This window comes from Guptibacillus hwajinpoensis (assembly GCF_020171785.1).
In the GTDB taxonomy this organism is placed as follows: domain Bacteria; phylum Bacillota; class Bacilli; order Bacillales; family Guptibacillaceae; genus Guptibacillus; species Guptibacillus sedimenti.
On sequence record NZ_JAIVAE010000005.1, the window covers coordinates 1 to 13,198 of the forward strand.

Annotated in this window: 14 protein-coding genes; 12 read left to right on the top strand and 2 right to left on the bottom strand. The window is 40.2% G+C overall.

Annotation, left to right across the window (positions count from 1 at the left end; genetic code table 11):
- Positions 1 to 67: 67 nt before the first annotated feature.
- Positions 68 to 685 carry a cell wall hydrolase gene (locus tag LCL91_RS08735; protein ID WP_224881752.1) on the bottom strand — a complete coding sequence of 206 codons (618 nt, stop codon included), beginning with the start codon at positions 683 to 685 and terminating at the stop codon, positions 68 to 70.
- A gap of 310 nt (positions 686 to 995) precedes the next feature.
- Here LCL91_RS08735 and LCL91_RS22230 point away from each other — a divergent pair, with 310 nt between their 5' ends.
- From LCL91_RS22230 to LCL91_RS08750, 3 genes are all read left to right on the top strand, one after another.
- Positions 996 to 2,087 carry a YARHG domain-containing protein gene (locus tag LCL91_RS22230; protein ID WP_224881754.1) on the top strand — a complete coding sequence of 364 codons (1,092 nt, stop codon included), beginning with the start codon at positions 996 to 998 and terminating at the stop codon, positions 2,085 to 2,087.
- Positions 2,087 to 2,914: an N-acetylmuramoyl-L-alanine amidase family protein gene (locus LCL91_RS08745; RefSeq protein WP_224881755.1), complete on the top strand. Its 828-nt coding sequence runs from the start codon at positions 2,087 to 2,089 to the stop codon at positions 2,912 to 2,914. The genes LCL91_RS22230 and LCL91_RS08745 overlap by 1 nt, the downstream gene beginning before the upstream one ends.
- A 631-nt stretch (positions 2,915 to 3,545) precedes the next feature.
- Entirely contained in the window at positions 3,546 to 3,710 is a 165-nt protein-coding gene (locus tag LCL91_RS08750; protein ID WP_159785935.1) for a hypothetical protein, read from the top strand.
- Positions 3,711 to 3,764: 54 nt separating this feature from the next.
- Here the strand turns inward: LCL91_RS08750 and LCL91_RS08755 are convergent, their stop codons facing one another.
- Positions 3,765 to 4,670 carry a LytR family transcriptional regulator gene (locus LCL91_RS08755; RefSeq protein ID WP_224881756.1) on the bottom strand — a complete coding sequence of 302 codons (906 nt, stop codon included), beginning with the start codon at positions 4,668 to 4,670 and terminating at the stop codon, positions 3,765 to 3,767.
- A 228-nt stretch (positions 4,671 to 4,898) separates the two neighbouring features.
- Between LCL91_RS08755 and LCL91_RS08760 the strand changes: the two genes are divergently transcribed.
- The 9 genes from LCL91_RS08760 to LCL91_RS08800 all read left to right on the top strand — a co-directional run bounded on the left by LCL91_RS08760 (position 4,899) and on the right by LCL91_RS08800 (position 13,189).
- Positions 4,899 to 5,663 carry a tyrosine-protein phosphatase gene (locus LCL91_RS08760; protein WP_224881757.1) on the top strand — a complete coding sequence of 255 codons (765 nt, stop codon included), beginning with the start codon at positions 4,899 to 4,901 and terminating at the stop codon, positions 5,661 to 5,663.
- A 254-nt stretch (positions 5,664 to 5,917) separates the two neighbouring features.
- Positions 5,918 to 6,658 (top strand): YveK family protein, encoded by a 741-nt coding sequence (locus LCL91_RS08765; RefSeq protein ID WP_224881758.1) that lies wholly within the window; start codon positions 5,918 to 5,920, stop codon positions 6,656 to 6,658.
- Entirely contained in the window at positions 6,648 to 7,349 is a 702-nt protein-coding gene (locus LCL91_RS08770) for a CpsD/CapB family tyrosine-protein kinase (protein ID WP_224881759.1), read from the top strand. Before LCL91_RS08765 ends, LCL91_RS08770 begins: the two co-directional genes overlap by 11 nt.
- A gap of 105 nt (positions 7,350 to 7,454) precedes the next feature.
- Positions 7,455 to 7,607, top strand: coding sequence for a hypothetical protein (locus LCL91_RS08775; RefSeq protein ID WP_159785920.1), 153 nt, complete (start codon positions 7,455 to 7,457; stop codon positions 7,605 to 7,607).
- The gene (locus LCL91_RS08780) at positions 7,608 to 9,431 is read left to right on the top strand and encodes a polysaccharide biosynthesis protein (RefSeq protein ID WP_224881760.1); all 1,824 of its coding nucleotides are present in this window, start codon (positions 7,608 to 7,610) and stop codon (positions 9,429 to 9,431) included.
- Between the two features lie 188 nt (positions 9,432 to 9,619).
- On the top strand, positions 9,620 to 10,729 hold the full coding sequence (locus tag LCL91_RS08785; protein ID WP_224881761.1) for a DegT/DnrJ/EryC1/StrS family aminotransferase: 1,110 nt from the start codon (positions 9,620 to 9,622) through the stop codon (positions 10,727 to 10,729).
- A gap of 5 nt (positions 10,730 to 10,734) precedes the next feature.
- Positions 10,735 to 11,373, top strand: coding sequence for a sugar transferase (locus LCL91_RS08790; protein ID WP_255639982.1), 639 nt, complete (start codon positions 10,735 to 10,737; stop codon positions 11,371 to 11,373).
- Between the two features lies 1 nt (position 11,374).
- Positions 11,375 to 11,995, top strand: a complete 621-nt coding sequence (locus LCL91_RS08795; protein WP_224881763.1) for an acetyltransferase — start codon at positions 11,375 to 11,377, stop codon at positions 11,993 to 11,995.
- A 27-nt stretch (positions 11,996 to 12,022) separates the two neighbouring features.
- Positions 12,023 to 13,189, top strand: a complete 1,167-nt coding sequence (locus LCL91_RS08800) for a glycosyltransferase family 2 protein (protein WP_224881764.1) — start codon at positions 12,023 to 12,025, stop codon at positions 13,187 to 13,189.
- Positions 13,190 to 13,198 lie beyond the last annotated feature (9 nt).

Consider the following 13,198-nt stretch of genomic DNA (forward strand, 5'->3'; position numbering starts at 1 on the left):
CCTCCACAAACAAAAAAGAAGCAAAGTCCACCTCACACGGACTTTGCTTCTTTCAATCCACTATCCTCTACCTCGCATACACATGCTGCCCAATCGTCTTAATCACGTCACGCGAAAAAATCCACTCATCCGAAACGCCGCTCGGATTATAGTAATACGTCGCCCCTTCAGATGGATCCCATCCAAAGTACGCATCTTTCGCTGCTCGGTAAGAAGACGCATCAGGTGTGAGCCAATACTGACCATCATTTAGTGCAGTAAACGCATTCTGCTGAAAAATCACCCCGTATGTACTCCCTGGAAACGCAGAGGATTGAACGCGATTCAGAATAACAGACGCCACAGCAACCTTTCCTTCATAAATCTCACCGCGTGACTCACCGTGAACCACGTGCGCGATCATCTCAAGGTTACTCAGCATATTTAGCGTATTCGTACCGGCAACGCCATCTGCACTAAGTCCGAAGTCTACCTGGAAATCGCGAATTGCTTGTTCCGTCACTGAACCATAATAGCCCGTTGGTGTCGTATGGAAGTAATCCAGTTTCTCCAACACCCTTTGCATGTGCTCAACCTCTGATCCTCTCGAACCGGTGTCCATCATCGCAGCTGCATTGTCCTCTAAGAAGAATAAATAAAAGCAAGAAGCAAGAACAAGAGATCCAAGAACGTGTAGAAATTTCATTAGCAAACTCCTCTCCATAAGTTATTCCCCATTATAATACAGGAAAGGAAGGGAAGATATGGAACAGAGTACCTTTCCTAAAATAAATGAGCTAGCACTGATTATCTAGTGTTATCCAGATAAAGGGAGGGAAAGAGGGCTATGTTCTTATTTTTTAAAGGGGGTCAGGCTCGAGCCTGACCCCCCTTAAAGACAAAACCCTCAAAAAATCCACCCCACACGGACATCCCCCTCACTCTGAAGTGCTATCCCTACCAATTGTCCCATATACTGGTTGAGGGAAATCTGAGTTGCTAAGGGGGCAGAAAGGGTGGAGCATTGCACCAATTGCGGGAATAAATTAGAACGAAGTCAATTCTGTACAGCTTGCGGCCAGCCGGTACAACAAATGGAGAAGATCACGCCAACAAGAGTGAAAAGAAAAGGACCATACACAAAACCGTTGATAGGATTCGCTTTATTCATCCTCATTGGTCTACTTGTAGGCGGCGCATTCTATATGGGTAAGCTTGCTACAGAAAAGCCGAAGAGTAACGAGTCGGCACTAAAACAAGACGAAAGCTCCAAGAAGGAAGAAAAAACTGAAGCAAGCCAAACAAAAGAAGAGCCACAAGAAACATCAGAGCAAAACAAAGAAATCAATCAAGAAACCAAACCAGAGAAAAACATCACTGAAACAGAAGTGAAAATCACAGACATCGACAGCGCCATGAAAGAGCTTAACAACCTCTCGATTCAGGCAAACGGAAGAGAGATTTCCTTGGGGCAATGGGATATCACAAAGAACGATGGAAAACTCCTCATTCAAGCAAACGACATCCCATCTGCTAACCTAGAACACATATTTACCCTCTACGATCAACAGAATTTAGCTCCGATCAAAAAGTGGTCAATCGAAGTGCTGCAGGTTGCCTATGAATTAGAAAAACAAATGCAAATAGATTGGAACATCAGCGTCGGAAATGAATGCGTCGCTCAGTATCCAAAAACACTTCCATCAGCAGTTATTAGCGGGTACTCTGGCTCCTGCGGCTATTCCATTCCTGTGTTAGAAGCGTCCAACTGGGGAGAAATGACGTTATTTATTAATGAAAAAATGATGACCAAATACACCGCAGATCCAGTGTTTGATTACATCGAGAGCACAACTTCCTATCTCTTACCACACAGTGACGTTATCAAACTATCTGAAAGTGAACTCACTTCTTTCAATAAAGACGAACTTCGTTTAGCCAGAAATGAAATTTTTGCTCGCCACGGGTATGTCTTCAAATCGGATGAACTAGCAAGTTACTTCGCGGAAAAAACCTGGTATTTTCCGGATCCTTACTATGATGGCTCATTAACTAACGTTGAAGCGTACAACGTGAAGCTCATAGAAGATTTGGAGGAACTTTATTAGTGAGAAGCAGAAGAAAAGTAGCGATAATATCTGGCTCGATCCTTCTCGTTGGCCTCTTCCTATCCATATTTCTTTTCTCCTACAACGCGCAGGAGAGTGAAGTGGGTCAAACGCCAGCACAGCCGGCCTTTGAAGGAGATCAAACCAAAAAGACAGTAGCTCCTAAAAAAGAAGCCGAACCCAAAAGAGCACTATCTTCTCCCAGTCCTAAGAAAAACTTCACCATCGTCATTGATCCCGGTCACCAGCAGCTAGCCAATGACGATCAAGAGCCCGTTGCTCCAGGAAGCAAACAAATGAAGGATAAAGTTTCCTCAGGTACGAAGGGAGTTAGCACAGCAAAACCCGAGTATGAACTAACGCTCGAAGCAGCTCTGATTTTAAAAGAATACCTGTTAGAGCAAGGATTTAATGTTGTTCTAACAAGAATGGAGAATATGGTGGATATCAGCAACAAAGAAAGAGCAGAAATAGCAAACAAGCATCAAGCAGACTTATTTATCCGATTACACGCCGATGGATCAAATGATCGCAGCGTAAAAGGATTTCATATTCTGACTCCAGCTGAAGCTCATGCCAAGCATAAACAAAGTCTCGAAGCTTCCAAAGTTATCTTCAGCGCTGTTCAACGTAATCAGTCAATCGACACGAACGGCATTTCGTTCCGAAGTGATATCACAGGATTTAATTGGTCCCAAGTCCCGACAGTGCTGATTGAAATGGGGTTTATGACAAATAAGGAAGATGATCACAACCTCTCAAATCCAGCATATCTTCGCAAACTTATGACTCATATAACAGAAGGCATCGTTGCTTATAGCAAATAGAGAAGAGAGGAGGGGGGTCAGACCCGAGCCTGACCCCCCTCAAAGACAAAACCCAAACAAAATCCACCCCACACGGACAGTCAAATACGACTCAACATCAACCGCCCCTCGTAAAAAAAGGACAGTGCACCCGCACTGCCCTTTTCATTATCTATCTCAACTTACCACGCTCAACAAAATCTTACCCCACCCAAACAAAGCGATCCAGAGAGGAATACTTAATGAGACGCCCCATACCATACCGACAGCGAAGTTGCCTTCTTCCTGGTAGTGCATTTCCTCATCTCCCTTTTAGAAACCCTGATCATTTATTCGTAAAGAATCTATCACAACTGTGAAAGCATCCGAATGCAAAACTTGACTCTACTATACGCGATACCGCTATCAAAGTCTGTCGTTCCGCGGAAAAGAAAAACGCTAATTTTGTATCGCTTATATGATGATTACTAGTTTTAATATACCCACGAACGGGTACAAATATACCGAAATTAGCATATTAAAAGTTTGCCACCTAAAGGAACTTCTTCTTAGACACACCTAGTTTACAGATAATTAACAATCTTTCTATAGGCACTTCTTGAAATAAATGGTATAATCGCAAAATAGTTTACTAGAAAACGGAGGATTTGAAATGAAAGGGAAAGAGGTTCAAAACCCCATGTGGGATGAATTACAGCAATTTGTGCAGCAAGTTGAAGGAGAAGCGAAGCAGGCAGGCGAAGCAAAGCCGTACATAGACCAGATTCGAGATATCCTATCAAAGAACATGTCGCTATCTAAACTAGAAATCGAATAGCAAAAAGGAGGCCTCTTCCAAACGAATTGGAAGAGGCCTTCTTTTTCTAGTGTGCTAGCTTAGCTCAAGATGATCTTTCAATTTCTGCGTAATCGACTGCTTCTCTTGATCAGATACGATGTAATACCAGAGACCGTCGATCATTTCACCACTACCATCAATCTCGAACGTCTCCATGTTGTTACGCGCACCTTTATAATTCTTGAAAATATCATTCATTTCTTTAAACGTCATATTCGTCTTAACGTTGCTGCCGACTGCTTCAAGTAGGTCGTCAATCTTGTTAATGCTACCAACATTCGCACCTTTGTCGATGATCGCTTTAATAATCTCACGCTGGCGATCGTTTCGACCAAGGTCGCCTTTCGGATCTTCATAGCGCATGCGAGAGAAAGCAAGTGCTTCATCTGCATTTAAGCTTACTTCACCTTGAGGGAATGTATAGCCATCATAATCAAAGGCAAATGGGTTATCGACTGTCACACCGTTCAAAGCGGATACCACATCTTCGAATGCTTCCATGTTTACTTTAAAATAATAGTCAATGGGTACATTGAGGAAGTTCTCGACCGTATCCATCGCCATTTCAACCCCGCCATAGGCATACGCATGGTTCATTTTTTCTACTGTTCCACGACCGATAATTTCCGTTCTTGTGTCGCGTGGAATATTAAACATCATCATCGAATTGTCATTTGGGTTTACGGTGATCATAATCATCGTATCAGAGCGACCCTGGTCATTTTCTCGTTCATCAACACCCATTAAGAGAATCGATATTGGATCCTTTTCCTTTGTCTCTACTTTCTCCGTTCGGAGCTTTGAGGTTTCCCGGTTAATCGGCTCATGCATATCGCTTGCGGTGTCTTTCACAGAGTCATATAAGTAATAGGCGTAGCCACCACCGGCTACGACAAGAACGCCGAGAATCACGCCAACGATGATAAGGAACTTCTTCATTTTACATTCCATCTTTCCATAGAGTAGTTGTCTTCTTGAAAGGTTAAAAGTCTACCTTTCATTATAAGTCGAACTATTTTGTAAAGTAAATACCTTCCATAAAATCACTGATTCAAGATGCATGAAGTTTCATATTATGGTAACATCATTAAAAGACGTTCTTCAAAAAGAACACATTCACGTATCTTAAAAAAACATATATATACCGCTCAGAAAGGGGAGGAAAGCATGATTGATATCCACTGTCACATTCTACCGGGGATTGATGATGGCGCTAAAGATTTGAATGATAGTCTTGAGATGGCGCGTCAGGCGCAATCTCAAGGGATCACGCGCATCGTGGCCAGTCCTCACCATAAAAATGGAACCTTTGATAACAACTTTCAGGACATCGTGACAGAAGTAAATCGATTAAACAAAGAACTAACGAGAGAAGGTATCGACATCGAAATCCTTCCTGGACAGGAAGTGCGAATATACGGAGAGATGGAAGAGGATCTTGATGTGGATCTTCTCACAGTAAACAACTCAGGCGTCTATATGCTGATCGAGTTTCCATCAAGTCACCTTCCGCGCTATGCGAATAAGCTACTGTTTGACCTTCAGCTTAAAGGGATCGTTCCCATTATCGTGCACCCTGAGCGGAACAGAGAAATCATGGAAGATCCATCAAAGCTCTATCGTTTAATTAAAGAAGGTTCACTAAGTCAAGTAACAGCATCTAGCGTAACGGGAAGAATGGGCAAGAAGATAAAAAAATTCTCACTTGATCTGCTTTCACATAACCTCGCTCATTTTGTTGCATCAGATTCACATAACACCACAACGCGTCCGTTTGATTTAAGAGACGCATACGACGTGGTGGAAAAAGAGCTTGGCATGTCAAAACGGTATGAAGTACAGGAAAACCCAGAAGAAATGATCAAAGGTAAAATGATCGACAAAGACATCCCAGAACGAATCAAAAAGAAAAAGGTCCTTGGTCTATTTTAATAGCGAAAAAACACGAAAATCCGCTTATCTACAAAATAAGCGGATTTTCCTATGAAGAAATTTCGTGAAGTTTATGTAAAGGAAGCGTTTTCTTCGACAGTGTTCGACATGATTCTATGTATCTATCTTACTATTTACGATTTTAATGGTTTTAAGCTAAAAAAAACCCTAATTTTAACTGATTTTCTGTGTTATAGTAAAAACTGTAATTATTTCTGTATTAAAATAAATGACGATTGCGTTGGAGGCACCTTATGGAAGAAACGATTAGTTTAAAGGAAATATTTGAAGTACTCAAAAAGCGTCTTGCACTCATTCTACTTATTACTCTACTTGCTACAGCAACAAGCGGTGTTGTCTCTTATTTCTTTCTTACCCCAATTTATGAAACTTCAACCCAAATTCTCGTAAATCAAAAAGCAGATTCTGAAAATGGCTTTGATTACAACCAAATTAAAACAAACGTGGACCTGATTAATACATATAGCGTTATTATTAAAAGTCCAACGATTCTAGATGATGTAAAAGAAGATCTTTCACTGGATATGACAACAAGCGCACTTAACAATAAAATTTCAGTAAGCAATGCGCAAAATTCTCAGGTTGTTTCATTATCGGTTACCGATCCTGATCCGGCAGTAGCAGTCGATATAGCAAATACAACAGCAAGCGTATTTGAAAAAGAAATTAGCAACATCATGAACGTCGATAACGTTAGCATTCTTTCAAAAGCTGGCTTTGAAGGCACACCTTCTCCAGTGAATCCAAATCCGGTCCTAAACATGGCAATTGCATTAGTAGTAGGCTTAATGGTTGGTGTTGGACTTGCATTCTTACTTGAATACCTGGATAACACGATTAAAACCGAAGAAGATATTGAAAAAGTTCTTGGCTTACCAGTTCTAGGTACAATCGCTGTCATTGAAGATCGCGAAGCAGGTATCTCAAAGAAAAAAGGCAAAAAGACAGTAAGGGGTGAAGCAGTTGAGTCGTAAAGAGCGCGGAGCTGTTAAAGTTGACAAGGAAAGAAGTCTTTTAACGCACCAAAATCCAAAGTCACCAATCGCCGAGCAATACCGTACGATCCGTACAAATATTCAATTTGCTTCGGTTGAAGAAGACATGCGTACGATCATGGTCACTTCTTCTGGTCCAATGGAAGGGAAATCTACAACGATTGCGAACCTTGGTGTTGTGCTCGCACAGCAAGGAAAAAAGGTTCTGATTGCTGATACGGATCTTCGTAAACCAACAGTTCACTATACATTCCGCGTGATGAACACAAGAGGATTAACAAATGTGCTTACGCGTCAAGCAGAGTTAACGGATGTTACGACGGCAACAGAAGTACCGAATCTAGACGTGCTAACAAGTGGACCAGTTCCACCGAATCCATCTGAGCTTCTTGGTTCAAAAGCAATGGATGCACTAATAGAAGAGGCACTTTCGCACTATGACATTATACTCTTCGACTGTCCTCCTGTACTTGCGGTGGCCGATTCGCAAATAATCGCAAATAAAGTTCAGGGAACCGTACTTGTCATTAGTAGCGGAACGACAGAACGAGAAGCGGCAGTAAAAGCAAAAGAACGCCTCGATTCAGCTAAGGGAAAGCTGCTTGGGGTTGTGCTTAACCGTAAGAAGATGAAAGACGGTAGCTATTATTACTACTACGCGCAGAAATAAATAAGAAAATACTTCTTTAGAGAAGTATTTTTTTGGAACATTAGCGTGACTTAAGGCGCGTGTCATAAGTCACCGTAAGCGTTTATCAAAAGGGGGAGTGGTGAAATGAAGGGGACGGATCAATTACCTAAATCGATTCGAAAAGCCATTCGGTACATTAAGCAAGATGCACCAGATCAGAAGCTGCTAGAAATTCAGGGGTTATTAAACCGGTCCATTGAAGAGCGAATGACAAAATCAAAAGTGGGGTGCAAGTAAATGACTTATCGAAAGCGGTTATCGTCGTTAATCGTGATAGATTCATTGATTGTAGCTTGTGCGATTTTTATTAGTAGCTTTCTTTTAAATTATAATGATTTTCTTTCATCAAAACCGATTATCGCAAGCTCGATTGTACTCTTACTTGGTCATCATTTCTTTTCATACTATTACAAGCTGTACAAACGAGCCTGGCAGTATGCGAGTATCGGGGAGTTAGTCGTTATTTTCCGAGTCGTGACGTTCTCGATCGCTCTAGCAGCACTCGCGCAGTTCGTCATGCTACAGGATATTTACTTCCGAGCGCTATCGATTACGTGGATGATTCATATGCTACTGATCGGTGGATCACGCTTCGCATGGCGCATGTACCGAGACACGTATATGAATACAAAAAATAAGAAAAAGCGCGTTCTCGTTATTGGTGCTGGATCAGCAGGAATGATGATTGTCCGACAGTTAAGACAAAGTATTGATTCTGATCTTAATCCGATTGGCTTTATTGATGATGATATTAAAAAGCAGCACCTTGAGATTATGGGTGTTCCTGTACTTGGCTCAACGGTCGATATCGAAGAACAAGTAAGAAAGCTAGAAATCGATACAATCGTCATTGCCATTCCATCTCTTTCAAAAGTAGAGATGAAGCGCATCTATGAAGAATGTTCGAAAACAAAGGCGAAAACGCAAATCATTCCAATGATCGAAGACTTAATGACAGGTAAAGTATCGATTAACAGTTTCCGTGATGTAAAAGTAGAAGATCTACTAGGCCGCGAGCCAATTAAATTGGATACAGAAAACATTGCAGAAACGCTCACTGGAAAAACGGTTCTTGTTACAGGTGCTGGTGGATCCATCGGTTCCGAAATTTGTCGTCAGGTTTCAAAGTTTAATCCAGATCAAATGATCCTACTTGGTCACGGAGAAAACAGCATTTATACAATTGAAATGGAGCTGCGCAATACATACGGTGATACTATTACGTTTATTCCAGTCATTGCAGATGTGCAGGATCGTGAACGAATTGGTGAAGTGATGAAAATCCATCGTCCAAATGTTGTGTATCATGCAGCAGCGCATAAACACGTACCTTTAATGGAAGCAAACCCGCATGAGTCAGTGAAAAATAACGTGATTGGCACAAAAAATGTTGCCGAAGCCGCAAGCGATGCGGATGTTGATACATTCGTGATGGTTTCAACAGATAAAGCTGTTAACCCTACAAGCGTCATGGGTGCAACAAAACGTCTGGCGGAAATGATTGTGCAACAAATGGACAAGATCAGCGCAACAAGATTTGTAGCCGTCCGTTTTGGTAACGTTCTTGGAAGTCGCGGTAGTGTGATTCCACTCTTTAAGAAGCAAATTCAAAAGGGTGGACCAGTTACCGTAACGCATCCAGATATGGTTCGTTACTTTATGACAATTCCGGAAGCATCAAGACTAGTGATTCAAGCTGGCGCCATGGCACGAGGCGGAGAAATTTTCGTTCTTGATATGGGTGAGCCGGTTAAGATTGTCGACCTCGCGGAAAACCTCATTAAATTATCTGGTTACTCCGTTGATGAAATTGGGATTAAGTTTGCTGGAGTTCGACCTGGGGAGAAGCTATATGAAGAACTTCTTGGCAAAGATGAGGTTCATGATGAGCAGATTTATCCTAAGATCTATGTTGGGAAGTCGATTAATGCGGATTTGAGCATTGTGATGGATTTTGTTGGACGGTTTGAGGATATGGATAAGCTTGGAGTTAGAGAGAAGGCTTTGGATATTGCCCATAATCGCATCAATTCTGAGAAAGAGTTGTTGTATGCGAAGTAATCATTCTTAAATACATTTGAAACGTTAAGGTGCTGAGTGGTCATCCACCCAGTGCCTCTAACTTTGATGTTTTAGTGGATTAGTAGTTAGTTTGAAGAAAATAGTTTCAGTTAAGTACTAAGCAACAAAACGTAATACAATCATACATAGCAAAAAATAGACTACAGCATGGAAGGAAGTACTTAGCAATGGGAGATCGGATTTTTCTCTCGTCACCTCATATGAGTGATGAAGGATATGAACTGCAATATGTGAATGAAGCGTTTGAAACAAACTGGATCGCTCCTCTTGGAACGAACGTAAATGAATTCGAGAATGAGCTCGCTTCGAAAGTAGGATCTAAATCGGCGGCAGCTCTTTCATCAGGAACTGCTGCCATTCACCTTGCCTTAAAAGCAGCTGGAGTGGAGGAAGGAGACATTGTTTTTTGTCCAACTCTCACGTTCTCAGCTACAGCGAATCCAATTATCTATCAAAATGCCACTCCGGTCTTTATTGATAGTAATGAAGAAACATGGAACATGTGCCCGAAAGCGTTGGAAGAAGCATTCAAAAAATATCCTGACGTTAAAGCTGTTATCGTTGTTCATCTTTATGGACTATCAGCAGATATGGATCAAATCGTAGCACTTTGCAAAAAACATAACGTAACACTTATTGAAGATGCTGCGGAAAGCCTAGGTACTTATTACAAAGGCCAGCATACGGGAACATTTGGTGATTACGGCATTTTTTCTTTTAACGGTAATAAAATCATCACTACTTCCGGTGGTGGAATGCTCGTTTCAAATAATGAAGAAAAAATTGCTAAAGCGAGGTTTTGGGCTACACAGTCTAGAGATACTGCAAGACACTATCAGCATAGTGAACTAGGCTTTAACTATCGAATGAGTAATGTAGTAGCTGGGATTGGGAGAGGCCAGCTTAAGGTTTTGGATCAGCGGGTTGAAAAGAAGCGAGCAATCTATGAATTTTATAAAAAGGAACTTGGCGCACTAGAAGGTGTAGAGTTTATGCCAGCAAATGAATGGGACTACGCCAATCATTGGTTAAGTGCGATGACGTTGAATGGTAGTGTTCGACCACTTGACGTGATGGAAGCATTGGAAGCAGAAAATATTGAATCGAGACCAATTTGGAAGCCGATGCATTTGCAGCCGTTTTTTGAGAAGTATGATTTTGTTGGGACGGATGTTAGTGAGCGGTTGTTTGAGAATGGCGTTTGTTTACCGTCGGATACGAAGATGACGGATGAGGATCTAAAGAGGGTTGTTGATGTTGTTAAGGGGTTGTGGTGAGGAAGATGCATCAGTCTAGTAATGGAATCTATCAAAATTACATAAAAAGACTTATGGATATTGTCTTATCACTTCTTGCGATAATAGCTCTTAGTGTTGTTTTTATCATTGTTGCTCTGTTAGTTAGGTTCAAGCTAGGTAGTCCAGTTCTTTTTACACAGAATAGACCTGGTATGAATGAAAAAGTTTTTAAGATGTATAAATTTAGAACGATGACAGATGAAAGGGACAGTAACGGCGAGTTACTTCCAGATCACGTAAGACTTACTAAGTTTGGTAAGTTTCTAAGATCGACTTCACTTGATGAGTTACCGGAGCTATTTAACATTTTCAAAGGTGATATGTCAGTCGTTGGGCCGAGGCCACTATTAATACAATACCTTGAATTATATAACGATCATCAAAAAAGACGTCATGAAGTTCGACCAGGATTGTCTGGGTTAGCACAGGTTAATGGAAGAAACGCAATTAGCTGGGAAGAGAAGTTTAATCTCGATGTGAAGTATGTTGAGAGAGTTAGCTTTGTAGAAGATTGGAAGATTATTTTCTTAACGATTAAAAAGGTTTTTGTTAGAGAAGGGATTAGTTCGGATTCCTCTGAAACAATGGAGCCTTTTAAAGGAAATAAAAAGGATGAGGAATGATTTGAGAGAACGTCTTATTATCATTGGTGCGAGTGGTCATGGGAAAGTCGTAGCTGATATTGCTTTGAAAATGAATAGATGGAAAGAAATTGCTTTTTTAGATGATGATGAGCAGCGTAAGTCGGCACTTGGGTTTGAAGTTGTTGGGAAGTCAAATGATGTTATTAACTATATTGATGACTCAGATATTGTGGTTGGTATTGGGAATAATGAAATTCGTCAGAAGATACAGAGTGAAATAGAGGAGATGGGTGCTAGTATTCCTGTGTTAGTTCATCCGAATGCGGTGATAGGTGAGGAAGTTGAGTTTGGGGCCGGTACAGTAGTAATGGCCGGGGTTGTGATTAATTGCTCTACTAGGATAGGTAGAGGGTGCATTATTAATACTAGCGCTTCGGTTGATCATGATAATGTTATTGAGGAGTATGTGCATGTTTCGCCAGGGGTTCGATTGGCTGGTACGGTAAAGGTTGGGTATAAGACATGGTTAGGCATGGGCAGCTTGATTACTAATAACGTGAATGTTGTATCAAACAGTATAGTAGGAGCAGGGAGTATAGTGCTGAAAAATATTAATGAATCTGGCAAATATGTTGGATCTCCAGTAAGAAAAATACACTAATGGTAATCAAATTAAGGGAGAATAAATATGAAATTATTCTTTGAAATCTTGTTTTATGTAAGTGGTTTTATTATATTTTGGGCAATGATTGGTTATCCGATATCGCTAAAGATAATTGGGAAACTACATAGTGGCAATCAAATGAATAAAGATTATTCACATAAGCCTTCGGTAACAGTGATGGTAGTAGCTCATAATGAGGAAAAAGTAATTTTAGATAAATTAAATAATATTATCGAACTGGATTACCCTAAAAACAAAATAGAGTTTTTAATTTCATCAGATAATAGTACAGACAGCACAAATAAGATTGTTGAAGATTTTATCAAGAATAATAAAGTTCAAAATATGAGACTTTATGAAGTGAAAGCCCGTAAAGGTAAGACAAATGCTCAAAATGAAGCACAAAAAACTGTTAAATCAGAATATCTTGTGATGACTGATGCAAATTCAATAATGGATAAAAATTCTGTAACGGAACTAATGGCAGCATTTACTTCTACAGATATTGCATATGTTTCAGGTCGGTTGGCTATAGTCAATCAGGAATCTAGTGACGTTAGCGGTGCTGAAGCTAGTTATTGGGATAGCGATATGGTAATGCGTGAAATAGAAGGAAGAATACAAACTATTACAGCTGGTAATGGAGCAATATACGCATGTAGAACAAAAGACTATTATGATTTTAATCCAATTCAATGTCATGACAGCGCTATGCCACCTTTATATGCTCTTCAAGGTAAACGTGCAATTGCTAATCATGATGCTGTGGCCTATGAAAAGGCTGGTGAAGTTATTGAAGATGAGTTTGGTAGAAAAGTTAGAATGAATAGAATTATATTGAAGCATATTTTACCTGATTTAAGAATACTTAATATATTTAAGTATAAATGGTTTTCTTATTTTTATTTTGGACACAGAACTTGTAGGTATTTACTATGGATTTCACACTTATTTGTATTAATATCAAATGCTTTTATTATTTCTGAGTCTTGGGTTTACAGTGTTACATTTATAGGGCAGGTAGCTTTTTATCTATTGGCACTCGTGAAATTATTTACGAAAACTAACAATAAATATTTAACTTTAATTTATTACTACTGTGCGACTGTTATAGCTCAATGGGCAGGAGTTTATAGTATATTAACTGGAAAAGCAAAGCCGTTTTGGGAGAAAGCAGAGAGCACAAGATAACTCCCTTAA